Raw genomic sequence first — 26,299 nt, forward strand, 5'->3', positions numbered from 1 at the left:
TATCTTTGTAATCATTCATCGAAAACCAGCCCCCTTCTTCTCCTGTAGCTTAAATAAGCAAGTCCAATAAGTGACATTCCTATACTAGTAAATATGAACGTACCCATACCACCAGTGTGAGGATATTCAGCCTTACGGTTTTCCACTTCAATAGGTCTTAGATTATACTTATCAGTATCTACATATACTGGACCTTTAGTAGCTAGCTTATCGATATCAAGTGTGTAATTTACTTCATCTATTACTTCTAGCCCTAAAATTACATCAGCTTTTTGTTCTACTGGCAATAAAGTTTCTTTATTTGTTGCAGAATCTTTCTTTATACTTTCTAATTTTAGTTCACCAGTATATTCTACGACTATGGTGTCTGTGGTTGAGATATCTCCCGTTTCAGTTTCTATACCTAAGAATTTTCTTAGTGAATATCTAGATCCGAAATTTTCACCAACTTTACCATAGGTTTCTGCGTAATAATCTGTATAGTCTTTTGATGTCAAGTCTTCAATTTTAGTCTTAAATCCTTCTACATTATCTTTCTTTAAAATAGCAACTTTTACCTTACCACCGATCTTTCCAGCTTCCTTAGGTATTTCCCATCCATTTTCTATGATTCTTAGGAATGAATTAGCTTCTGGAATAGAAAGTTTTTCATGCTTTGGATTTATTATTATTCTTTGAGTGAATTTCTTATTATCCTTATCCACTGATAGAACTTGACTTGTAATCTTTCCGTTTGCGCCTCTTGATAAACTTGATTGTATTGGATCTTTTTCTTTAACTAGTACTTTTCCTTTTTCAAGCAAGAATTCTCTTATATATCCCGGCATCTTAGAGTAGCCTTTTGGAGCCTTGATTTCTTCTAAAGCGTAGTATCCGTCTTCATAAATTTTTTCTAACTTAAATTTACCATCTTCTCCCGATGTAACTGTCATATCTTTTTCGATAATTTCGCCATTAGAAGATTTTTCAGAAACTTTGATAGGCTTGTATTTATCTTTTTCTCCTTTTTTATAAAGTACTTTAAATTCTGCACCTTCCAAGGAACTTCTATCAATTGAATCAATTTTTATAAATTCAATGTTCTTATAGTTTATTACATCTATAGGTTCAGATCCTACTGGCTCGCTTACTTTTTCATCTTTTGAACCAGTGTTTGAAGATACAGCTTGTCCCACCGGTTTATTTTTGTCTACATATCTTGTAATTTCACCATTTTGTCCTACGCTAAACTCTTCTATATGTCCTTCAATCTTGTTGTAGCCTTCTGGAGCTTTTTTCTCGAATAGGGCATAGTCTCCTGGAGCTAGTTTTTCATAGGAAACCAAACCATCAGCTTTGGTAGTTTGTTCACTGTCCTTTACCTCTTGCCAACTTTCTCCATTTTTCTTGTAAAGAGCAAATATAGCACCAGCTAGACTAGTTCCTTTGTAGTCTGTTTTTCTGAATTTGATTTCATTCTTAGGGTTTATAGCTTGGATGATTAGTTGGGCACTAGCCACAGCCTTATTATCAGCAAATCTAGCCAAATCCCATCTAGCTGCTATAGTACTTCCTCTGACTATAATTGAGCCAACTGAATGAAAATCCTTTATTTCAGATAATGGTATCTTGCCTTTGACTTCTACTATATATGAGTCGGTTGAACTACTGCCAGAATTTTTATCTTTGCTAAAATTGAAGTTTGTTGCACCCATCCTATCAAATCTTTGATTTAGTATCTCTGTAAGATTAGCATCATTATTTACATCAAGAGCAAAGGATTCTGGCATTGAGTTTACTATATTAGTATTGCTGTTGTTATTCAATTTCATAATCCTAACATTAGCATAGTTCAGTTTTTTAGTGTTTGAATTGTCTGAGCTATATGGATTGTAACGGAAAGTCCAGTTTGGATATCCCTCATCACGCATCCTATTAATATAGTAGTATTGGGTGAACTCACCTGTAGTCTTATCCATCTCAGTAATCTTACCAGTAAGGTTGTGCCAATAATTATAGGTTTGATAATCAGTGCCATACCAATAACGATAGTACTCTGTGTATTGGTAAGGGTGGCGTGAAGTTTCGCTTGGAATATCATATTCCACATCATAATTCTTACTCTTTGAAACTTTATCTCCAAGTCCTATACCAACTTCAACATTATTAGTAGATTTTTTAATTTTATCAAGATTTATCCAAGTTGCTAGGTTTGTCTTAAGTTCTGTAAGTTTATATGTCCTTGCATATTCTGTAAATGTGTAGGTGATTGTGTTAGTTGTCTTATCATATTTAGCCTTGGCTACTGTACCTACACCATCTGCAAAAATATCCAAACTACCCAGTGGTTTATCCTTGTAAATACCATATAAGTCTATGGAATCTGAAAGTTTAACTTTGAAGTAGTCACCTGGATTTATTGTTACTGGCACTGTAAACTTAGCTGTGATTCCTATACTTTGAGCCTTGTGTGGGTGGACTGAATTTTTTGTGTCTGTCTTATCATTATCCAGTGTTTTTTGAACCCTAATCTCTGGATCTTCTAGAAGTTTAATTTCATTTGTTAAATCAATTCCACCAGAACTTGTGTCGTTTACATATGGGTCTAGCCCTTCACCGCCTACAGTAAATCTCCACTTTTGTCCATTACTCTTGTAACCGTCTGGGGATTTTATTTCCTCTAGGATGTAGTTACCTATTGGAAGTTTATCAAAGATAGCAACTCCCTTTTCATCGATGCTTGCAGTAATTGTGTCATTTTCATTTAGAACAAGATCTCTTGGCACGTCTACAATAAACTTACCTGAGTTTGGAGTTTTAACCGTTACTGCATTATTTCCATTGAAAGTTACAGTGACCGTAGCGTTTGAGATTGTTTCTCCAAAAATCTTGGTAGCTCCCACTCTTACTGGTTCTAGGCTAAGAACCTTTCCATTTTTAACTACTGGATCTACTGAATCTTTCTTAGCTACTGTTGCAGTTGCTGTTTCTTTTAGATTTTCAGATTCTGCACCATATAAACCGTCTTTGTTTTCTGGTGAATCGGAATCAGCAGCGGTTCCAAGTCTAATTAATCTAAATTTAGCTCCTACAAGTGGATTTCCCTCTCCATCTTCTTTATTTATTCTGACCTTACCTTGACCTGGTTTTTCGTTTATTATCTTACCCATGTTCTTTGCAGTAGCACTGGTTACATAGTCGACTAACTGACCATGTTCTACATTTGTAGCTGCTGGGTTGTATTCTATAATACCATTACCATTGTCATACTCTAGAGTGATTTTTCCTCTGCCTGGTGTGATATCACCAGTCTCGGCATTGGTCTTTGGTTCTTCATAGGCAACGGTCATGTAGAGGATAGGGCCTTTGATTGGTCTGTAGCCCTTTGGAGCTTCAACTTCCATTAGTCTGTAACGACCTGGTTTTAGACCTCTAAATCCGAAGTAACCGTTAAATGCTGAAGATACATAAGATCCTGGCACATCTACATAGTCATTTTGGATATATTGTTGAAGTTTAAATATTGCTCCTTCAAGTCTATTTTCAGTTACCTTTTTACCATTACTTTCCCAACCTTCACTCTTTTCTCCATCACGTCCGTGTTTTGAGAAGGTGATATTGTATGTTTCTTCATCGTTTATGATGTCCAAACCTTCTTTTGGTATATCTAGTTCATCTTTAGGCTTATCAGTAGTATATAGATTTGAAATGTCGGCTGATGTTGAAAGGGTCTTTATTGGTGTAGCATTAGCTAATGCTGGACGAATTTCACCACCTTCTAAGCCTACCCAATTTTGGTATCTGTCATTGTAAAATTCATCTGACCAACCTTTTGGTTTAGTATTTGCTAGGGCAGCTGCACCTGCTTGGTAAGACGCCTTAGGGAAGGTATTCCATTCAATTTTTTTATCCTTTTCATTGTAGACTGCTTGGTAGAAGCTTCTTGCTCCTTGGTAGAATTTGATATCCATTTCTAGTTTAGCAAGGTCTTCTTTCTTGATTTTTGTGTTTTTATGAGGAGCAACTGGATTTCCATTTACATCTTTTTCATTTACTGCCATACCTGACACTAGTGATTCATCATAATATCCTTCAATATCTATGAAGTAAACTTGACCTGGGTCTAGGTTTAATTGATCTTCGTCAAATCCCCAATCAAATGGTCTCCACCTTGCGGTGTTTACCATTGATACACCCGGTTTAGAAAGATCATAGTAACCTAGTATATAATCCGTATCTAGATTTTCTTTAGGATTGGATATCTTGTAGGTTGTCCTGTAAGCTGTCTTTAATCCTTCTTTTATTGTATCCGGTTTTACTCCTGGTCTGTCCTTTTCAACTCTCTTATATTTTGGAGTGATTTGGACGTTGACTTTTTCTTTTCCACTGTAACCTCTTAGGTCTATGATTACCCTTTGTACAAATGTCTTCGCATCTGGATCTATGTGGGTTATCTTGGATGCAGTTCTAATTGCAAGATTTGTTCCTGTTGTATCATCTTGTATTTTAGATTCTTTTGACAACAAGTATTGTGAAGGTGTTTGTGATGGTCCGAAGTAGGTTGCGTGCATCCTGCCTTGGTCATCTTTAACTTCAATCTTCCACTTAGAAGAAGCCTTCTTATAGCCCAATGGTGGCTTGATTTCTTCCAATACATAGTAACCTTTTTGAAGTTTGACTGGTTGGTTATCCTTATCTTTAAATAGAATTCTACCATCTATTCCAGAAACTGCTGTCAAGGTCGTAAAGTCTTTTACTGGAGTTTTATAATCCGCTTCAGTCTTTATTAATTTAAATTCTCCACCTTCAAGAGTCCTACCAACTACGTCTTTTTTGAATATTTTAAGTTCCAAACCAGCTTTTCTATTTGTAAGCTTAGCATCTTTTTTGATGATTTTATTTGGATTGCTTGGGTCATAAATTAGGTAGCCAAGTTCATCATCATCTGGTTTAACATCTGAACCACCACCTGGCTGACCAGGGTCTGGGCTTTGTCCTTCTTTGAACTTAGCATAAACTGTTACATTTTCAGAAGGCATTATGAAGTATGGTCCTTCATTGTCATATTGGACATCTACTGTTCCGCCCCATTCTTTTGTAACGCTTAACGTGTCAAGTGTCATACCTTGATTTGGTGTAGCCTTGATTCTTACCTTGTCATTTGGATATGGTCTTCTAGGCTCAGCTGTTACACTACCACCTGTTATGTCTGGATTAATTCCAACTAGGTAAGTTCCTTTTGGTGGTTGAACATATTTAACATTAGCGTAAATAGTTACATTTTGACTAGGCATTTTGAAGGAACCTTTTGTCTTGGAATCATCCAATGTCAATCCTGCTAGGCTGCCCGTTCCATCTGACTTTTGTACCCAAACATTTGTTATTTCATAATCAGGATTTGGTGTTACTGTAAATTCTACAAGTTCTCCTGCCTTTGCTTTGTTAGGTGCTGTCCTTGTATAAACTACTACCTTCCTATTTGTATTACCATCCACACCCACATCATAAATAGTCTCTGGTACTACTTCTTTTTTGTTGAATGTTACACTTACATGAACATCCTTAGCTTCCATTTTGAAAGTATATTTGCCATTTTGTAATTGTGGTCCAATAGATTGATTGCCCACCTTAACATCGGTTATTTCAACTGTGTCATCTTTTGGAGTGACAGTTACTGTTACTTCTTCTCCTTCGCTAGCCTTATCTTTATCAACTAATACACTTCCAAGGGTAGGATCATTTACACTTGTTGTGATCTTGAATTTTGATTTCTCGAAGGTAGCTTTTATAACTACATTCATGTCTGGCATAGTAAAGCCTGTAGCATCTGTAAGTTCCTGCAAGAAGTTTCCAGCTTCATCTTCTAGCCAGATTATATCTACTATATATCCATCATTAGGATGAACAGATAGGGTTATTTGTTGGTCCTTGTAAGCCTTGTTAGGAACACCTGCTACTACACCATTAGGACCTAGGTAATTTTGGATTGTGTGTTCTGTTGGTTGTGGTTGTGCTTCATCCTTTGTACCATATTCTATAATTCTTGGTTGTGGATCAACTTTTTCTTTGGTTCTTACAAAGACTGGGTTAGGTTGTTTTACATCGTCAATATAAGTTACCTTGTAGATATCAATTTGATAGCCTTCTTGACCTGCAAATACTTGTTTTTCTTCGCCTTTTTTCATGTTGGCGTTTGGTCTTCTTTCAGGCTCTTGAGGAATTGGAAGTGTTGTCCTTACTTCTTCTTCCTTAACTTCTGTCTTTGGACCTGATGTTTTGTAGTTAATATCATCTACACTAGCGTATTTCTCAGCTGCCCATACTTTATTAGGTCTAAAGTTTTTATAGTAGTCCATTCCCAAACCTATTACACCAGACTTAGGATAATCATACTCTACTTCTATTACAAAAGGTCTACTTTCAGATTTAGTCAACTTAAATTCGTATCTTTTAAAAGTTCCAAATTTATTGGTTACATCAGACATTCCTTCAGATCCATATTTAAGAGTTTCTGTTCCAATGTATTTAATGTTGTCTACTGTAGATGTGCTTTCTACTGGCCTTATGCTTAAAACTTTAATATTAGCTTTGTTACCATAATAGTCTTTAGCATAGATACTTCTATTAAGTGGTTCTGCGTGGAAATCAAACTTCGCATCCTTTGAAGCTTCACCTGACATATTGACTAAAAATATTTGTCTATACTTACCTTCAGATTTATTTATTTTAGTTATTTTGGTTTGGTTATCGCCACCTTCAGATCTTGTAGTTTTATTTCTAGATCTATTAGGGTCTACTTTTTCCCAACCATCTGCTCTAACTGCTAATCCTACTATTTCATCGCCTATTTCTAATCCATCTACACTTCTGAAGAATCTACTTCTCAATGCTTTGCTTAGACTAGTTATTGAGCTCAAATCTTCATTGGCTGCAAGTGCTACTGTATTTGACAGACTAGTTCCATCTTCTTCAGCGGATCTTGCCATTGGAGTAGGTGTCACTACAGTTGCTTTACCTACTATTAACTTGGTATTTTTATCTACCGTTGGATTTGCTATTGGGTAAAGTTGGAAATTATTTATATTTGTATATTCTTCTGCTCCCCAATATTGGTTACCTTGGTTGTTATAGTCCATACCTGTTCCGATTCCACCAATTTCAGGTTGATCTTTTAGATCTGTTTCTATAACGACTGCAATAGTTTTTTCACCTGTTATTTTAGGATTTATTACTAATCTTGTATGATTGTTTTTGCTTATTATCTCAGTACTATATTGAACGTTGGCTCCTATTTTCCCAAGATTTTCTGGACTTGCATCTTTTCCAACTTCAGCTACGGAAATTACATTTGTATTTTCTGTGGTTATATCCCATTTTTCTGGATAGGAATGAAGCTCTAGTGTAGGGTCTGATAATTTTTCAGTTAGTCTGTTTAAGACATAGACTTGTCTGATTCTCTTGGTTGCTTTGTTTATTTCAACTATATGAGTTTTTATTTTTTTATCAGCGGTTTGTTTGTATTCTTCTCTAACTGAATCTGATTTATTAATCATTGTAGAGTTTGCTATATCTACTTTTTGCCACTGAGCTTCTGGATCTGTATTAGGAACTTTATCAGATGTGCTATTGTCCTTGATGTATATTTTTCCATCATCTTGTATTGTGACTGTCCAGTCTGTGTTCGAGCTTTCGTAACCTTGTGGAGCTCCATGTTCTTCTAGCTTGTAAGTTCCTGGAAGTAGTCCTTCAAAAGATACCTTTCCTTTGTCATCAGACTTGCCCCACTTAGTTTCTGTTACTGGGTTAGTACCTGTTAGTTTAAATGTTGCACCTGACAAACCATCGAGTTCTTTTTCTCTTACTTTTGTAAATTCAAATCTGTGCTTGTTCTTTACGTTGGTTACATCTAGAGAACCTTCAGATATATAAGCCCCTACGATATTTCCTGCTTGGGTGTTGGATGTTACTTCATCACCTACTGGTATATCTTCTACAGATTCATAAAAGTCTGGTTTCCAGTATACTTTTTCATTAGCTGTTCCAACATTTTCCCAATAATCCATACCTAGACCTACTCCAGCGGATTCGCTTTTGTATGGTACTTTTACATCAATTATTATAGGTTTATCTGTTGCCGGAAGATCAAATTCCATTCTTTTTGGAACTTCACCTTGTTTTTCACCTTTTTTTGCTGTTAAATTTATTTCTTTTGCTATATAGTTTTCCAGTTTTATATCGCCTACATTTTCTGTTACTGCTTTGTCAAGTTGGAAAATTTTGTAGGCTTCGGTTCCAACATACCAATCCATGTTGTTTTCATTTAGTGGTTGTTTATGGATTTGGACTTTTGATGGTCCCATTTGTTTGGCTTCTGGATTTATTATAAATCTTTGGATAACGTAAGGTTTCTTTGCTGTTTTATTGATACCAACAATTCTTGTACCCATCTTATATGGTTTTGGATAATTATCTACATAATCTCTCCATCTTGGGTCGGTTAAACCATTGAATTTTGCTGGTGATCTTTTAGCAATATCTACCCAGTGTGTTCCCTTTTCTTTTAAGAGGGAGTTATTTGCCGCTTCGCTAGTTTGTTCTTTTGGTCCTTCTATATAATCGTGAACTTCTACTTTATTATTACCAACTACAAGTACCCATTTTTTATCAAGTTTTTTGTAACCTGCTGGTGCTTCAGTTTCTTCTAGGATATAGGTTCCGTTTGTAAGTTTTAAATCCGCTCCTGTGCTATTTTTGAATTTTACACGACCACTTGTGTCGGATATACCTGTACCGACTTCGGTATAATTTTCTCCGTCTTTTTTCTTTATTACAAATTTCGCATCAGGTAGAGCTTGGCCTTGGTCGCCTTTTTTGTAGACTACAAAATCTTGACCTTTTGGTTTGTTTGCTACATCAAGAATTAGGTCTTTACCTATTATAGATGTTCCGTCAGTGTTAAAACCTACTTCTGTTATGGTTACAACTCCATCTTTAGCCACGTTTACAAGCCACATCTTGTCTGATTTTATGAAATCTTTCGGAGCCTTAGATTCTACTAGCCTATATACGCCTGGTTGTAATTTATCGAACGTCAAATATCCATCTATACTTGTTGTCTTAGATATAGTCTTATTTGTCTTAAGATTTGTTAGCGTGAATATTGCCCCTTCTAGGGTTTTAGATTTATCAGCTTCATTATATTTTCTAATTCTAAAGCTAGTTGGTACATATTCTTCGTTTGCCACCATTACTTTTTGCTTGTAGAACTTAGGTATTTCTTTTCTATTTTGTTCTGCTGTAGCTTCGTTTATGTTTACTTTTGAAGCAAAGGCTGACTTAAGAGAGTCTTTATCAGAAGAATTCTGCATAATGAAGGCTCTAAACATATTCCTAAATTTATTTAGATCCGTTACCTTAAATGTTTGTTCTATTACATAACCTTCATTATTCTTAGATATGGCTGGCATATCAATTTTAAGCGGTCTAGAATCGGGAAGTGCTCCTGTTGATTTTATTTGACTTGGATCAAATGTCAATGCTATAGCTCCTTGCCTATTATAGACATATTGTCCTTCGATATTTTGATTTAGTTCCAATCTATATGTTCTAGGGTCATTTTCTGGTCTAATACCCATTGACAAAGGCATGTAAGGCTCGTTTGTTTTATGATTAAACTGATCTACTGTTGGTTGTACAGAATATACCTTTACATTTTCTAGTTCAAATGCTGGCATATTTCCATTGCCTGACCAATATGCTATATTGGTTGGTGACCAGTTGGTTGACATCCAGTTAAAGGATAGAGTTCTAGCATTTCCACGACTGCCAACTAAGTTTGCCTTTGCATTGTAGTAAGCTATTGCCTTTACATACCAGTTACCGTCTTTGCCTTGGTATACATCTCTAAAATAATAAGCTTGTGTTGGAGAATTTCCACTTGGATGTGAGTCATAGTCTTCATAGAATGCCTTGACGTTGACGATATCCGTTTGGTTACCTTTAACACCTTCTTGACCCGGAGCTACTATATTTTTAAAAGAGTAATCTCCTGAATTTTTAGCGTAAAATTTGGATGGAATAACACCATCTATTACTAGGTCAAATATTACCTCTCCACTTCCAGACGCTTCTGTAAATACATAGGTCAATAGATTGGTATCATAGTTGAAGTATGGTTTAGCTATGACTTGACCGTTACTTTTTATTTCTGGAAACTTATTTACATATTGAGTGAAGTCAAGATTTGGGTCAAATTGAATTTCGAATCTCTTTCCTGGTTCTGATGATTTTAATTTAATATTTGCCTTGTAGGTGTAAGACTCATAACGATAAGCTTCCCATACTCCTGGTTTTATACCTGTTTCACCAAAATTGTTTTCGCTTAGTTTCATTGATTGGTCAACTGTAACTACTGGAACTTTTGTTTCGGTATCTTTAACTATTTCATCTTCAATCCAATAATCTACGCCTGGAACTGGAGTACCAACTCCATCTTTAAATCTTGGTGTGTAGGTCACTTGAGATGCTTCATCTACATGAACATCAAATACAAGTTGAGATTCTATATAGCCTTCTGGTCCTGCTATTTCTTCTATAGTATAGTAACCTTGAGGCATCATTCCAAAGTCTACCTTACCTTTTTTATCCGCTTCATTGCTGGAAACTACGGTTTTAAGAACTTCATTGTTAGCAGAGTTTCTAAGAACAAATGTAGCTCCGCCCAATGGGTTCTTATTAGAGTCTACTTTGATTACCTCTACTGGCTTTGTTTCAAATTTTTTATTTTTAACTAAAACAGTTATTTCGTTAACAACATTAGGGTCTGCTGGTGTAATAGTCTTTTGGATTTTAGAATTGTTTCCAGGATCTGTATTGTCTACTAACCAGTCGTAAGATATTTTTCCATCATTTGATTTTGGTGTACCTGTAACTTTAACTAGGAATCCCCAGTTTGTTCCAAACCTTACATGTGGGATTTTGATTTGATAACCAGATTTTCCTGTGTAGGTATCGTAAACATTGTTAGTTCCCTTGATAGGGTATTTATTTGGTTGGTTTAAAGCTGGTCCACCAATATTATTTTCTACACCAGATTGAATATCCATAGCTTGGTTTAATCCAGGTCTTCGCGATGGGTCTACGTCATATACTTCTACATTTAGACCATCATTATTATATCCTGTGATATTTAATCTAGTATTTTGGTTGGTTCCGCCACCTTCATCTGGTTTTAGATAGATGTAAGTGGTTACTTGTCCATTCTGTCCCTTAATCGCAAATGATCTAAGATTCATGAAAAGAGGATATTTATCATCTTTAAAGTATTGGGTAGCTGAATCATCTCCTATTTGAGTTGAATCTGGTCCAGTAGCCTTTACCTTGCCATTCTCATCTATAATTATTTTAGTATCTTCTGCTAATTTATATCCTACAGGAGCTTGAACTTCTGTTAGATAGTAGATTCCTGTAGAAATATTTTTAAATTCTGCTTCACCTTTTCCATCAGTTACAACTTCTGCTCCACGGAACAGTCTAAATGTAGCTCCTGGTATAGGTGTTTTTCCATCTTCCTCTACCAATTTAAGTTTAAAGTTACCACTTTTTTTTATTTCTCCTTTAACAGCCCTGTTGTGGATATAGTATTCATTTAAGTCTGTTTTATAGTAATTGTAGTTTTCAGTATAGTGGTCGTTTAAATCTTTTGGAAAGTCCTGTTTTATTGTTGGTTGGATTCTCGTAGCAGTTCCATTGTCATCAATATTCCATACTTTTACATTAGGGATTGTTATTCTTCTTGAAGATGAATCATCTTTTGCTGCATCTACATGTTCTGTCCCTAAAACATTGTTTTCATTTGCAGGGTCTACTGCTTTTATATCTTGGGCTGGCATTTTTAAACCAGTATCAAGTCCCCAGTTTTGGTCTATGGATAGGTCTTCGTACTTAGATATCGCAACTCCACCTAGTGTATAGGCAGATGGATTTTGTTGATCTAAGTCAGTTGTATATTCATAGGCTGCTATTGTTCCTACTGGTTGTGGTGTGTTTGGATTTTTTTCAGCACTTGGAATTGCTGGTGGATTTATACTTGTCTCAGTAGATTTCACAACCATTTTACCAGTTGCAGTATCTATTCCATAAACTGCAACCTTAGCAGTTTTTAGACTTTGATTTCCTCCAAGCTCTCTTGAAGCTAATGGTAGTTTTCCATCATCACCTGTTGAGACTTGATCTGTTACAGTCCACTTAGCGTGGTTTGAATTTGCAAATTCACCAAGAATAGATGTTCTGTTGTTCATGCCTACACGATTTGGTGTAGCATCTTCTACCTTAGATCTCGGATAACCTTGAGTTCCGACTATTCTTTTTGCTCCTACCTTACCATTGGCAACTGCGTTAATATCCAACATATAAGTTTCTTGAATATCAGTTACTGGTGTATAGAAGGTATAAGTGAATTTATTGCCATCTTTTTTATCTGGCTTATAGTGAATGGAGTCTACTATACCGAGTTTACCACTTAATTTATTACTTTCTGGGTTTTGTATAGAAACACCGCCTATAGCGAGTTTTTCTATTTTACCAAGTCCAGATCCTTTGACAGTAGTAAAGTTGACATGGAAGTCTATTCCATTTAGATTTACTGTTGAAACTACTTGTGCTGTCCAATTGAAACCTTCTAATTTTCCATCTTTTACAACTGGTATACCAACTGCATCCATGTCTACCTTATAGGACTTGTCATCTGCTTCTATAAGTTCTGGTACATCTCCTCTACCTGGCTCAATAATAGATCCTGCAAGGTTACCATTTTTATCAACTTTTTGTGGTATTAGGTCTTTTGGAGCTTTTACTCCAAGTCCACTTACCTTATTGGTTACTGTAAATGTTCCGTCAGGATTAAATTCCGTAATATTCGTTGGATTATAATCAACAGGAATATTTAGTGGGACCTTTATATTTTCTGGTATTTCTTTTACAATTTTATATTCAATGATATTATCTTTTGAATTATAAGTAGGTGTTGCAATAACTTGTCCATTATACCTAACTGGTTCTAGGCTAGATGGATCTTTAACTGTAAGCTCTTTATCTAAATGGATTTTGAAGAATTGACCTGGTTTGATTGGTCCAAGTGCATTTGATGTCTCAAATCTTGTCATAACCGTGAACTTCTTGCCATCTAGGTTTAGACCATTAGAGTCCGCTCCAACTGGTTCTGGAATTTCTTCACCAGACATTTCTAGCCCTTGATTTTGATCTGCATTAAAGCTTGCAGCTTCAAATAATCCTGCACTTCTAAAAGCTGATCTCAAGAAAACTGGGCTCATTGGTTTATCTTGAACTGCTGGATCAACAGGATTAATGTTGTAGATTCTTATTAATCCAGCGTCAATTTCTTCTTGGGTTTGTTCCGTTGGAAATTGAGCTCTGAACTCTGCCATCATACGGCTAAGTTCGTCCATACCCGCTAATACATCTGCTTCATTTTGATTTTTAAATAGTTTTAAGCCAAATGGATTTTCTGTATCTTTTCCTAGTACTTGGTCAAATACATTGCCTTTTAGCGCTTCTTCTTCTAGTTTTTCTTCTGTTTGTTTATCTTTTTCTGGAGAGTTTTGTTCGTTTCCTTCTATTATATTAGTCTTTTTATCGTTTGGATTTTCTGCTACTACAAGTTCGTCGTTTTCCTCTTTTGCTTGTGGGTCTATCGCTGGTACGAGTTCGTCTTTTGAGTTTGTTCCTTGTAGCTTGTCAGCTGAATCATTTACTACGATGTTTACGGTGATTGGGTTTAGATTTGGTCCTACTAGTGTGACAGATCCCTTACCTGGTTGTAGGTTGATCTTGTTACCTACGTTTTCGATTATGTCGAAATTGGTGTCTTTTAATAATTGAACATAGGAAAGAGTAGTTACTGTTCCGTCTTCCTTAGTAACTCTTACTGATAGTTGGGATAGGTCTAGTATGTCACCTTTTGCATAGGTGGTCTTACCAGGGTTTACCAATGTCCATGATTTATATAGTTGGTTTGGTGTTTTATTGTTTTGAACTGGTTTTTGAACTGGTTTTTGGGCTGGTTTTTGAGATGAGTTTTGTGATGAGTTTTGACCCGGTACTTCCGCAGGCAAAAGGGTATCATCTTTTGGGTTTGTCTGTGGCGTTGCCGGGATTAAGATTTCGTTATTTTGAGAGTTAGTTTCCGATTCTGGTACTTCGTCCAATACATGTACATTATTCTGTGGTGAGTTGGTACTTGCTACTACCGCGACAGGCGTAAATACGTCCATAATCATTAGTACTGCTAATATTAAACTGATGGCTCTTTTCGATAAACTTTTCATATTTTCTCTCCTAATTTCTTTATGTATTATCTATTTTAAAAATAGTTTTGCGTATTTTTGTGTAATATTTTTGTATATTAAGTTATATAATTTTCTTATAATTATTATAAACCTTTAGCTATTTAATATCAATACTTTTTAAGTAAAGATTAAGCCAATTATCTGATATTGCTTGTGTTTTTTTGGAGGGGAAAAATGGTTATTATTTTATCATAAATATTTTTTCCATGCAAATTGATAATGTTTTCTATTTTACATTGGATGAAACAATTGATTTACCTATATCCTTTTTTTGTGATATTGCATTATTTTTGTATAAAGATACATTGTTTTTTTTGTTTTTTATGAATATTTGGTGAAATTTAATTTTTATTTTTATTTTTTTGTTTTTGTTTTTTTGGTGGAGAAAATTTTTTTATTTTTGATGCTATCTGGATAGCATGAGAGATAATGATTATTAATTAGAATTTTTAAATTATTTATTTGCATAGACTTGACCATCGGAGGTTATACCCATTCGACTCGCTGCGCTCGCTCAGGGTGACTGCGTTTATTAAGATTTTCTCAGTAGAGCCTCTCGGCTGTGGAACCTAGAAGGTTCCGCTACGGGGACAAATTTAAGTATTGTTTGTTTTACGCCTGCCGGCTGAGGGGAGATAATGTAGTATCGAAGTTGATGGAAGCTAGTAGCTTCCGCTACGGGGGATGAATCTGTATTTATATGATTTTACGGCTTCGCCTGAGGGAAGATTTACATAAATTTATATAAAGATTAAATGGTTATTGATTTTTTGTAGCGGAAGCAACCTGCTTCCATGCCGATAGGCTTTACGTGGAATTAATTAAGGAAGACAGTCACCCTGAGCGGAAATGACAAAGCTTTAGCTTCGTCATTGGAGTCGAATGGGTATAGCCCTGGAGAGGTCAAGTATTGATGATCGGTGTAGTTGGGAGATTTTTATATTTTTTGGAATAGATGGGTTAAATATGGGTCAGATCCTTCGACTCACTTCGTTCGCTCAGGATGACCAAGTGGGAAGGGGTTCGCTCGATAAGTGTTTATTATTTGGGAAGTTAATAGAATTTACGCCTTCGGCTGTGGAAGCAAGATGCTTCCGCTACGGGTGTGAACATTAGGCATGGTTGTTTCACGGATAACGCCTGAGTTGGGATAATTTAGTATCATGGTTGATGGAAGCTGATAGCTTCCGCTACAATGCAGTTGCAGAGATGGGTTAAATATAGCTTATACCCGTTCGACTCCAGAGCCTTCGGCTCTTCCGCTCAGGGTGACTGTAGTTGGGCGGTTAATCTGTACAGAGATCCTTCGAAGCCCTGGCCGAAATCTTTGATTTCGTAGCAGGTCTCGTGCAAAGAGTTCCAAAGAAGCCGAATGAAATGAAGGCTGATTTGTTGAACTCGACTGCCCCTCAGGGTGACTACCACATACTGACATTATTTTAGAAAGAACCAAGGGAAGACAGTCACCCTGAGCGGAAATGACAAAGCTTTAGCTTCGTCATTGGAGTCGAATGGGTATAACCCTGGTGGGGTCAAGTATTGATGATTGGTGTAGTTGGGAGGACTTTTTCTGTAGAGATCCTTCGACTTCGGCGGTTGAAACCGCCTTCGCTCAGGATGACAAATTGGGAGGGATTTCGCTCGATGGGTGTTAATTATTTGGGAAGTTTATTGTAGCCTTCGGCTCTTTCGCTCAGGGTGACCGCAATTGCCGAGGTTCAACTAAAACACAGGCATTAAAAAAAGGAGCGTGTGCTCCTTTTTCATTAATTTTTATTTTATTTTGCGTGGTCTAGGTTGTAGAATATGGTTGCTAGTTGTGATCTTAGTGCATATCCCGTTGGGTCATAGAACATTGTGCCGTCGTTTTTAGCTGTGTCTTTGAATCCTTTTATGATTCCTAGTTTTACACAGTCATAGATGTCTGTTTTTGCCCATGCTGGTAGTTTTGCATCGTCTGAGAATACTGGTGCTTCGCCTTTTACTTCCATCTTCTTGTAGTCTCTTAGATATCTTGTCATCACTGCTGCTAGTTCTGCTCTTGTGATTTCTTTGTTTGGTTTGAAGCTTCCGTCTTCGTATCCTGCTACGATTTTGTTATCTTTTGCCCATTTTAAATATGGTGCGTAGTATTCTGTACCTGTTACGTCTGTGAATTCTACTTTTTCTTCTGTTTTTTCTACTTTTTCATATCTTCCTAGTACTGCTACTACCATTGCTCTTGTTACTGAGTTGTTTGGTCCAAATTTAGTCTTGGTTAGTCCTGAGAAGTATCCTTTTTCTACTGCGTATTTTATGAATTCTTCTGCCCACATGCCTTTGATGTCTTCGAATCCTTTTGCTTCTTCTGCTTTTGCGTCTTTTTTAGCTACTGTGATTCTTCCTTCTACTTGTGCGTTTACTTCTTTTTTAGCTGCGATATATTTTGCTAGGGTTTCTGATAGTAGTTCGTATTGTCCTGTTACTGTTTTGCCTTTGAATACGTCGTATTGGTCTCCGCCGCCTGCGATGAAGTCGTTGGTTGCTACTTTGTATGTTTTTTCTAGGTCGATTGGTTTTCCTGCTACCATTACGTCGAATACTCTTTCGCCTGCTTTTTGTGTGTCGTCGTATTTAAATGTTAGTCCTGATACTTGGCAGAATGCTCCCGCTAGTTCTGGGGCTGCTTTTACTCCGTTTTCTAGTGCGGCTATTACTTCTTTTCCTGTTAGGTCTACTGTTACTGTGAAGTTTGTGAATGGGAATGAGGTTAGTACTTCTCCCATGGTTACGTCGCCTTTTGCGATGGTTTCTCTGATTCCTCCACCGTTTGTGATTGCGATGTCTGCTTTACTTACTTCTCTCATTGCGTCTGTTACTAGGTTTCCTAGGTTGGTTTCTTGTTTTCTGTTGAATTCTCTTCTTCCTTCTAGTTCTACTAGTGTTTTGCCGACGATTTTTTCTAAGAATGGTTTGTTTGTTTCGTCTACTTCTTTTTCGATTGCTTCGATTTTTTCATCTGGTTTTACTAGGCTCATTGCTTCGTATGAGATTAGTTCTGCTTTTTTGTCTTCGATTTTGTTTCCGTCAAAGGTTAGGGTTACTTTTCCTAGGTTGTTTGAGTGTGCTCCTGTTTGTACTAGTAGTGATGATCCTACTATTTTACCTGTTGGGATTGCTGTGTGTGAGTGTCCGTCGATGAATAGGTCGATTCCTGGTACTGCTTTTAGTACGCCTTCTGATCTTTCTGATTCTTTGGTTGATTCATCGATTCCTAGGTGTCCGATTCCTATTATGAAGTCTGCTCCTTTTGCTTTTAGGGCTGCTACTTCTTGTTTTGCTACTTCGATTGGTTCTGCTATTACTATTCCTTTTGTGTTTGATGGGTGTGATTTGTAGTATGTTTCTGGTGTGCTTAGTCCGAAGAATCCAATCTTTACTCCGTCTACTTCTTTGATATCATTTTCTAAGAAGTCTCTCTTGCCTTGTTCTGTTACTACGTTTGATGCTAGTGTCTTGAATTTACCTTGTTTAGTTAGTTCTACTAATCTTTGGTATCCATAGTTGTAGTCGTGGTTTCCTGGTGCCATGTAGTCATATCCTACTTCGTTTAGTAGTTTTACTATGCTGTCGCCTCTAGAGATGGTTGCAAATGTGGTTCCGTGGAATGTGTCTCCTGCGTCTAGCATTAGGACTGTTTTGCCTTCTTTTACTAATTCGTCCTTGTAGGCTTTGATCTTTCCATAGCCCATTGCTTTTTCTCTTTCGTCTGCTCTTACTCTTGCATGCACGTCGTTTGTGTGTAGCACGATGATTTCATGCTTCTTTGGTGCTGCTTTTTCTTCCGCTGCTACTGGAAATGATGCGAATACTGTTGTAAGCATCATTACTAGTGCTAGTAGTAGTGATAATTTCTTTTTCATGATTACCTCCTTGTTATATCTCTATTGTAATGTATATGGATTAAAATTTCCACTTGGCTTGGAGAAGATTTCGTTTATTTTTTTATTTTTCTACGATTATTTTTTATATTTTTCTAATGCTTTTTTTAAATTTCTTCATTAAAAAAGTGCCGCTTCTGCGACACTTATTTTTATCTGTTGGATCTTCTCCATATATTCATTTTTTCTGCTTCTTTTATTAGTTCATCTCTAAATTCTGGTGCTGCTAGGTTTATGATTCCTTCTGCTCTTTCCCAGGTTGATTTTCCTTTTACGTTGAACTTACCATGTTCTGTTACGATCCAGTGGGTGTTTGGTCTTGCTGCTGTGATCGCTGATCCTGTGTCGAAGTTTGGTAGGATTCTTGAGTGTACTTCACCTGCTTTATCTGTGTAGGTTGAGGATAGACAGATGAAGCTCTTGCCGCCTTTTGATAGGTATGCGCCTAGTACGAAGTCTAGTTGTCCGCCTGCTCCTGAGATGTGTCTCATGCCTGCTGATTCTGATGATACTTGTCCCCATAGGTCTACGTTTACTGCGTTGTTGATGGAGATGAAGTTATCTAGTTGTGAGATGATCCTTGCGTCGTTTGTATAGTCTACTGGTGTTGCCATACATTGTGGGTTGTTGTCGATGAAGTCGTACATTTCTTGTGATCCTGCTGCGAAGGCATATACTTGTCTAAATCTGTCGATGCTCTTCTTTGCTCCGGTGATCTTTCCATTTTTGTACATGTCTACGAATCCGTCTACGAACATTTCTGTATGAACGCCTAGGTCTTTTAGGTCTGATTCTGCTATTAATGATCCTACTGCGTTAGGCATGCCACCGATTCCTAGTTGTAGACATGCTCCGTTTGGTATTTCTTCTACGATTAATTTGGCTACTTTTCTGTCTACGTCGCCGAATGATCCCTTTGGTAGGGTTGCTAGTGCTGGATTGTCTCCTTCTACTACATAGTCTACTTGGTCAATGTGTACTACGTTTTCTACTCCGCCTAGTGCTATTGGCATCTTTTCGTTTACTTCTATTACTACCGTCTTGGCTTTTTCGATTACTGCCATTAAGTGGGATGCACTTAGTCCAAAGTTGAAGTATCCGTGTTTATCCATTGGTGAGCATGTGATGTATGCGATGTCTACTTCACAGTTTTCTCTGTAGTATCTTGGTAGTTCTGAATATCTAATAGGTCCGTAGAATGCTGCATCTGTTGAGTTGATTCTGCCTCTGTCCGGTCCGCCTGAGTGCCATGATGTCCAGATGAATGTTTCTCCTTCTGGGTCTGCTTTAAATATTTCTGGTACCCATAGTAGTACTCCGCCACGTACTTTTACGTCCTTTAATTCTTTTGCACGTTTTGCTAGTTCTCTATCGATTGCTACCGGGGTGTTGGTACACCATGCATAGTCTACGTAGTCACCGCTTTTTACTAATGATGCTGCTTTAGCTGCGGTGATTAATTTTTCCTTATAAGATTTTGTGTAATCCATAATTCCTCCTATTTTGAAAACATTTACATTTTCTATTATACCCTAGATTTCAACTTTATAACTGTAACATCTTGATTTTCTTCTATGGTTATTTTTTTGTCGGTCTTTAATTTTTCTTTGAACCTGCCAAGCCTTAGTGCGTTCATTACTACGAAGATGGAGCTCATGCTCATTGCAAATGCTGCGATCATCAGATTTATTTTTCTTTTCTAAGCTCCTTTAAGATATCGTTTAAGCTGTCTTCCAATTCAAGGGTAAATTCTTTGCCATTTAGATAATCTAGATTCTTTAGTCCACCGAAAATAATCTTGTAATTGTGGAGGAATTGACTGTTAAGACCAAAACTCCTCCTGCCCTTGTACTTTAAATCTCCAACGATGCTTCTGTTGTATTTTTTTAAAGTCGCACGGATTTGGTGAGTCCTACCGGTTATGAGATTGATATCCACCAAGGTATACTCGCCTAATCTCTCCATTGGGCGGATGATAGTTTCGATTTCTTTTCCGTCTCCCCTCTCATTTAAACTTACCTTGTTCTTTTCGCCGTCCTTTTCTAGGTAGCTTATGTCGTGGATCTCTTCGTCAATGCTTCCGTCAACAAGCGCCATGTAGTGTTTTTCAAGATGTCTATTCTTTATGGCATCGTTAATGTCCCTTAGAGCCTGTGCATTCTTGCATCCTATTAAAATTCCAGAAGTATTTCTGTCAAGGCGATTGCAAAAAGAAGGTCTAAAAGATTTCTCAACCCTCGGCACATATTCACCTTTGTGAATCATGTAGCTTACAAACATATCGAGGGCATTTTTTTCGTAATCCTTCTTGTCGTTGTGGGTGAGAAGTCCCCTCGGTTTCTTTACGAGAGCTATGTTTTCGTCTTCGTAAATAATCTCAGGGAAGTCCCTCTTCACATGATTTTTAACCTTTGTAAATTTTTCGATGGTCTCATCGCTGAAATAAATCTCTACCCTATCATTTTCTTTTAAAATATATTCCGGGGTGGATTTTTTGTTATTTACGGTTATATTCTTTTTTCTAATAGACTTCATGATCAGGGATTTTTTTGCATTTTGCAAGTATTTTCCCATGAATCTGTCCAGTCTTTGATCTTTGTCATTTGAGTTAATAATAATTTCTTTCATCTATTTAATTATACCATTGTTTAAAAATCTTTCCAATTCTGGTATACTAGCAACTAGGAGTTGATTTGATGAATATATTTCACAAAATGCAAGACAGTATTTTAACTGTACTTAAATACATCCTACTAGTAATATTTCTACTTGTGGTTGCATTTATAATTAAATGGAGAATTGACAATATTAACCAAGCGGCTAAGAAAAATGTCAATGTTTCTCTATCAATTAAGGACGAAATAAATATACTTAAGAAACAATATATATCTCTAACAGAAAAAGAAGGAGTTAATCTAGAACTTCCAAAGGTGGAACTTACAGAAGATCCACTAGATAACACCATCACTGTAGAGATAAAGGACGGAGAAAATCTCGATGAAATAGGAGAGACTCTTAAAAATCTAGATCTTATAAAAGATGTAAATGCATTTAAGAAAATCTGTTATGATATGGCAATCGAAAATAGTTTCAAAGCCGGATCTTACAAAATTGAAAAGAGAGAAACCGTTAGAGAAACCTTACTTGAAATAGTTGGGATAAGCCCTAAGACCTGTGAAATCACAGTAACAGAAGCTATGGGTGCAAGAGACGTTGCAGATCTATTAAAAGAAAGAGAAGTAATAGAAGATACCGATGCATTCGTAGACGCAGCAGATAAGATGGGTAAATTGGAAGATTTTAAACCGGGAAAATTTGAAATCAATCTTCCACTTAGAGTATCTAAGATGATTGAAATCCTAACTACTGAACCAAGTAAAAATTAAAAACATTGACAAATATATTGTAAGTCCCTATAATATATTTGTATGCTATCGTAGCTCAGTCGGTAGAGCACTACATTGGTAATGTAGAGGTCGCGGGTTCAATTCCCGCCGTTAGCTCCATGTCCCCAAGACCATTGTCTTGGGGATTTTTTTGTTTTTGTGTCAGAGATTGTTTGGATGCGGTTTTGTAGCGGAAGCATTTTGCTTCCATAGCCGGTCAGTCGAGTTCTGCAAATCAGCCTTCATTACATTCGGCTTCTTTGGAACTCTTTGCACAAGACCTGCAACGAAATCAAAGATTTCGGCTAGGGCTTCGAGGCTCTGCACAGATAAACTTTGTTGATTAAAAGAATTTCTAAAGGTATGTCCTTTTATATTGTCATCCTGAGCGAAGAAGGCGTTAGCCTTTGGAGCCGAAGGATCTGACCTATATTTAACCGATTTAAGACAAAAAAGTAAAATAATAAATCTAAATAAATATACTACACTTCTCTATTCTTATTCTTTCTTCTTCCAATTTTCTTTTACGAGGGAGAATGGCAGTCGAGTTCTGCAAATCAGCCTTCGCAATGCTCGGCTTCTTTGGAACTCTTTGCATAAGACCTGCTACGAAATCAAAGATTTCGGCTAGGGCTTCGAGGCTACAAAATCTTCCCAACTACAGTCACCATTCGCTCAGGTGACTGTATCCCTTAAGTCCTTCACTTTATTAATGTCCATGTGATAGTCACCCATATCGAAGTCTAAGGCTCTAGCCTATGGTCAATTATTGCAAAGAAAAAAGACGGTTTCCCGTCTTTTCAAAATCAATTTTTTATGCTTTCAAAATGAATAGTCCTAGTTATAATTCCACCTGTTTCATTAGACTCATCTACATAAAAGTATTCAACCGCAGTATTATGTTTTAATAAATCAAGTGGTTTTCCATATACTTTCATATCTTTTCCATTTGTTTGGAAAGTATTATGGAATTGTTCCGTTTGATAAATGAAACGTGAAGGTCTAATTGGTAATAAGTCTTCTAATTCATATCTTTCCATCATTCCATTTTTCACAGTATGCTTATTGATCTCATTTGTACTTATAAAAATACTCCTTAAATTACTCAAATTTAAGGTTTTTCCCCACATTTCTCCAGTCAAAAAACCGGTAAGGGCATCTTTATATCCCTTTGCAACTGAGGTCGATAATATATCTCCGAGCAAATAAGCGCTAAATTTTGTCGTACAATGTTTATCTAGATAGGATACTTCTAGTTTATAATTATCAATTTTTTTCTGAGGAACTATTTTAGCAGTTTCTTCCATAACCTTTATGAATTTATTTTCTATATCGACTAATTTTTCTTCTGCCATTTTGGTTAAGAAGATTATTTCGTAATCAAAACTAATATTTTCATCGCCAGCTACTAACTTAATCTTCGTATTTGGCTTTGTCGTTTTAAGTTGTTCTAAGATTCGGGCATCATTTACATCTTGGTTTCCTTCAAGTCCTGCTATTTTAAGGATGTCTTCTCTTATAGATCCTAAGATTTCATCATCTGATTTTGTAAGATCTCTTGTAGTTTCTCCGATGGTATAGCTTTTTATTTTGTTCTTTTTAATCGTTTCAAGAATTGATTTTTTTAGATTCTCTTTGTAAAAACTTATCTCGCTTACGTCCTTTGTAAATAGAAGATAGTATTTGTTTTGTATGTTGTCTATTCCAAGTTTTAAATCACCTAAGTTCTTGTAAACTTCTACTAATGAGTTTTTGATATTTGTCTTAATTTTGTTTTCTTTTTCAAAATCTGCTTTTGAAATAACCTTTAGTGTAAGCGAAATATTTCCAGTTATTATTTCTTTGTTTTCACTTTTGATTATTATTTTTGTATTGTTATCTGATTCTGTAAGTGATTTATTTTTTTCTGGTTCTGTTTTTATTTTATAATCATCAAACTCTGTTAATCCAATTTCTTCAGTTACACCTTGATTATCTGTTAATTTAACTTTAAGTCCATCGAGATTCAGTGATTCACCAACTACATAGTTTAGTTTTGTAGGTGGAGAGATAACTTCTATCTTAGTTATATTGTTTTTGTCAAATTCTTTTGCAGAGAATTGTGCCTTAATTGTTCTGTCTTGGTCAATTGCTGTGTTTGTATCTAAAACTGGATCCCATCCGTCAAATTTATTGTTTCCTATTGCTGTTACAGCTGGTGCTTTATCAGCGATGTCTGCTAAGGTCTTTCCTGCTGTCTTTAATATATAGAATGTGTTTTCTGCTGCTACTGTTCCCTCTGATGTATCTGTTGATTCGAATTTTACTGTCCAATATTTGTTTGCATCTGGGTTCTTTCCATCTGGTTTTGTTGGGTCTTTTGGTCCTACAACTTTTTCTAATACTGTTAAGGCTTCTGTTTCTGCTGTTAAGTTTCCTTTTGTTAATTCTACAGCTTTTCCATTATTTGCAGCTACTGTTAGTTCTGTAGCATTTGCTGGTGCTACTTCTATTCCGTTTGCTGCAAAGTCTGCAAAGGCTACATCTTTTGTTAATCCTTGGTTATCAGTTAATGTTACAACTAATCCGGTTAAGTCAAGCTTTTCACCTTCTGTGTATTCTAATTTTGGTTGGGTGTTGACTGTTATTGATTTTACATTCTCTGGGTCAAATTCTTTCGACTTTACTATTAATGGATCAGTTTCTACTTTTTCCACACCGTTTAGTTTTATTTTTATTTTTGTATTATTATGATCTGTTTTTAGCAAATCTCCTTGTGATGGGTCTGTTGCGATTCCGTATTCACTAAAATCTTCTAAAACAATTTCTTTATCTTTTCCTTGAGTGTCGATTAGCTTCAATTTTATGCCAGATAGATCTAATTTTTCTCCGTCGGTGTATTCTAGTTTCGCTGGTTGGTCTTTAACTTCAATCTTAGTTATATTGTTTTCATCAAAGACTTTTGGTGTTTCTGGTTCTGTTCCTGGATCTGTTGGGTTTTCCGGTTCTGTTCCTGGTTCTGGTGGTGTTTCTGCTCCCGGATTTTCTTTTTCTGGTTTATCTGGTTTATCTGGCGCAGGTTTTACATCTGGATTTGGTTTTACATCCGGTTTTTCCTCTTCACTTGGTCTAAATCCATAGCCAATCCAATAAGGATAGAATCCATTCCAGATGGAGCTTTCCTTGTTAACATCTTTTTCTTCTTTTGCCTTTAAAACTTTTTCAGACTTAGTTTGATTTTCCACAAATTTTATAAAATTGTAGGTCATTTCAAAAGTTTTTTCTCTAATTGCAGGGCTTTTGTAGCTTCCTTTTATATTTATATCATCAAGTATCCCATTATCCTTTGCAAAGTTTATAAAACCTTCTGCCCAATTTGTAGATTTTGCTTCAATTTTTCTATAGTTTGGATGAATTCTCGCCAAAATAGAAATCATTTCTTCGTATGTAATCTCGCCTTCCGGTCTGAAGTTCCCATCTGGATAACCGCTAATATATTCCTTTTGTTTGGCGTAGGCGATGAATTTTTCTGCCCAATGAGTATTAGGAACATCTTTGAAGTCCGCCTTCAATGTCGAATCTTCTTTTGCAAGATTTTCTTCGCCCTTTGCAACTAGAACCATTCTCGTAAACTCTGCTCTAGTTATTGTGTCATCTAGTTTTAAATCTTTTGTCTGTCCTCTTCCCACTATGAAATTGTTTTCAAGCATCCATTTGATCTTCTTGCTTTCTGCGGTAGATTTTTCTGCAGCTACTACAGGTTCAAATGATGATAGTAGTATTATCGCCGCTAGGATAATAGCCGTTAATCTTTTCAAAATAATCCTCCCCTTGTTTAAATTTATGTTACTCTTATATAAAATTATAACAAAAGCACAGTAAATGACAACCATTTCATAAACCTTTTGACTTAAAAATAAGCATAAAAAAAGGAACAGGTTTTATAAATAAATTTCTGTTCCTTTTAATAGGCACCCATCCGTTCTGTTTTAGGTTCTATCACTATTTTCCTCTTTTCAATTTGTAAATTAAATTTATTTTTTAAATAAATTTTGCGATGAGTTTAATATTTATCTTTCTACCAGACAACTTAGGTTTTAAAATGCTCAAACTTTTTACATCTGTAGCTTGTAACCAAGGTGTCCTCTAAGCTTTCTATTAGTTGTAATCTCACTATTGATTTTATATGAACATTTGCATGGATTACATAAAACCCGCTTGACATCTCAAGTCGTGATTTCCTATTGCAAATGGACTTATGAATTTAAAATTCTGTTGAAATTAAATTTCTGTTATCAATAGGATGAGTGCCACCCAATTTCTTGATATTATATTAATACCCTGCCGCGATAAATTTAAACATGTTTTTTAAAAATTTTTTTATTTTTTATTTTTTTGATGTTTTAATTTGTTTTTTGTAATTTGATTCAAGTTTAGATTTTATTTTTTTAATAAACTACTCTTTATATAAAATAAAATGCCCAAAAGGAGATTCCGTCTGGAAGAAACTCGTAAAATTCAAGCCTAAGGAGACCGGCTATAAATCGCACTGTTTGAGCGTAGCGAGTTGCGATTTATAGGTCGACGTGGCTTAGAATTTTACGAGTTTCTGTAATCGAAATCGACTTTGGGCTTTTATTTTTGGTATGATTCATTTGCCTGGACTAGG

General features: G+C 36.0%; 8 protein-coding genes and 1 tRNA gene. 2 read left to right on the forward strand and 7 right to left on the reverse strand.

Features of this window, described 5'->3' with window-relative positions:
• Positions 1–11: 11 nt before the first annotated feature.
• The 5 genes from HMPREF1252_RS07545 to HMPREF1252_RS07565 form a co-directional block, all read right to left on the reverse strand.
• A complete protein-coding gene (locus HMPREF1252_RS07545; RefSeq protein WP_023060092.1) occupies positions 12–14,324 on the reverse strand; it encodes a SpaA isopeptide-forming pilin-related protein in 14,313 nt (4,770 codons plus the stop codon).
• 1,799 nt (positions 14,325–16,123) lie between these two features.
• Positions 16,124–18,247 (reverse strand): 5'-nucleotidase C-terminal domain-containing protein, encoded by a 2,124-nt coding sequence (locus tag HMPREF1252_RS07555; RefSeq protein ID WP_023060083.1) that lies wholly within the window; start codon positions 18,245–18,247, stop codon positions 16,124–16,126.
• Between the two features lie 170 nt (positions 18,248–18,417).
• A complete protein-coding gene (locus tag HMPREF1252_RS07560; protein ID WP_023060075.1) occupies positions 18,418–19,755 on the reverse strand; it encodes a butyryl-CoA:acetate CoA-transferase in 1,338 nt (445 codons plus the stop codon).
• 35 nt (positions 19,756–19,790) lie between these two features.
• Positions 19,791–19,946, reverse strand: a complete 156-nt coding sequence (locus tag HMPREF1252_RS09765) for a hypothetical protein (RefSeq protein ID WP_023060077.1) — start codon at positions 19,944–19,946, stop codon at positions 19,791–19,793.
• Positions 19,947–19,951: 5 nt separating this feature from the next.
• Positions 19,952–20,893: an RluA family pseudouridine synthase gene (locus HMPREF1252_RS07565; protein ID WP_023060056.1), complete on the reverse strand. Its 942-nt coding sequence runs from the start codon at positions 20,891–20,893 to the stop codon at positions 19,952–19,954.
• A gap of 65 nt (positions 20,894–20,958) precedes the next feature.
• On the opposite strand from HMPREF1252_RS07565, the gene HMPREF1252_RS07570 reads away from it, so the two are divergent.
• Both HMPREF1252_RS07570 and HMPREF1252_RS07575 read left to right on the forward strand, forming a co-directional pair.
• Positions 20,959–21,651, forward strand: coding sequence for a hypothetical protein (locus tag HMPREF1252_RS07570; protein ID WP_155804250.1), 693 nt, complete (start codon positions 20,959–20,961; stop codon positions 21,649–21,651).
• A gap of 44 nt (positions 21,652–21,695) precedes the next feature.
• A tRNA-Thr gene (locus HMPREF1252_RS07575) sits at positions 21,696–21,771 on the forward strand.
• 349 nt (positions 21,772–22,120) lie between these two features.
• Here HMPREF1252_RS07575 and HMPREF1252_RS07580 read toward each other — a convergent pair.
• Both HMPREF1252_RS07580 and HMPREF1252_RS07585 read right to left on the reverse strand, forming a co-directional pair.
• A complete protein-coding gene (locus tag HMPREF1252_RS07580) occupies positions 22,121–22,309 on the reverse strand; it encodes a hypothetical protein (protein ID WP_036747116.1) in 189 nt (62 codons plus the stop codon).
• 148 nt (positions 22,310–22,457) lie between these two features.
• On the reverse strand, positions 22,458–25,448 hold the full coding sequence (locus tag HMPREF1252_RS07585) for an S-layer homology domain-containing protein (RefSeq protein WP_023060080.1): 2,991 nt from the start codon (positions 25,446–25,448) through the stop codon (positions 22,458–22,460).
• Positions 25,449–26,299 lie beyond the last annotated feature (851 nt).

Source organism: Peptoniphilus sp. BV3AC2 (genome assembly GCF_000478945.1).
GTDB lineage: Bacteria > Bacillota > Clostridia > Tissierellales > Peptoniphilaceae > Peptoniphilus_B > Peptoniphilus_B duerdenii.

Coding starts and splice junctions, on each gene's coding strand:
- HMPREF1252_RS07560 (WP_023060075.1), bottom strand. CDS start 19,755: ATGGATTACACAAAATCTTATAAGGAAAAATTAATCACCGCAGCTAAA.
- HMPREF1252_RS09765 (WP_023060077.1), bottom strand. CDS start 19,946: ATGATCGCAGCATTTGCAATGAGCATGAGCTCCATCTTCGTAGTAATG.
- HMPREF1252_RS07555 (WP_023060083.1), bottom strand. CDS start 18,247: ATGAAAAAGAAATTATCACTACTACTAGCACTAGTAATGATGCTTACA.
- HMPREF1252_RS07545 (WP_023060092.1), bottom strand. CDS start 14,324: ATGAAAAGTTTATCGAAAAGAGCCATCAGTTTAATATTAGCAGTACTA.
- HMPREF1252_RS07565 (WP_023060056.1), bottom strand. CDS start 20,893: ATGAAAGAAATTATTATTAACTCAAATGACAAAGATCAAAGACTGGAC.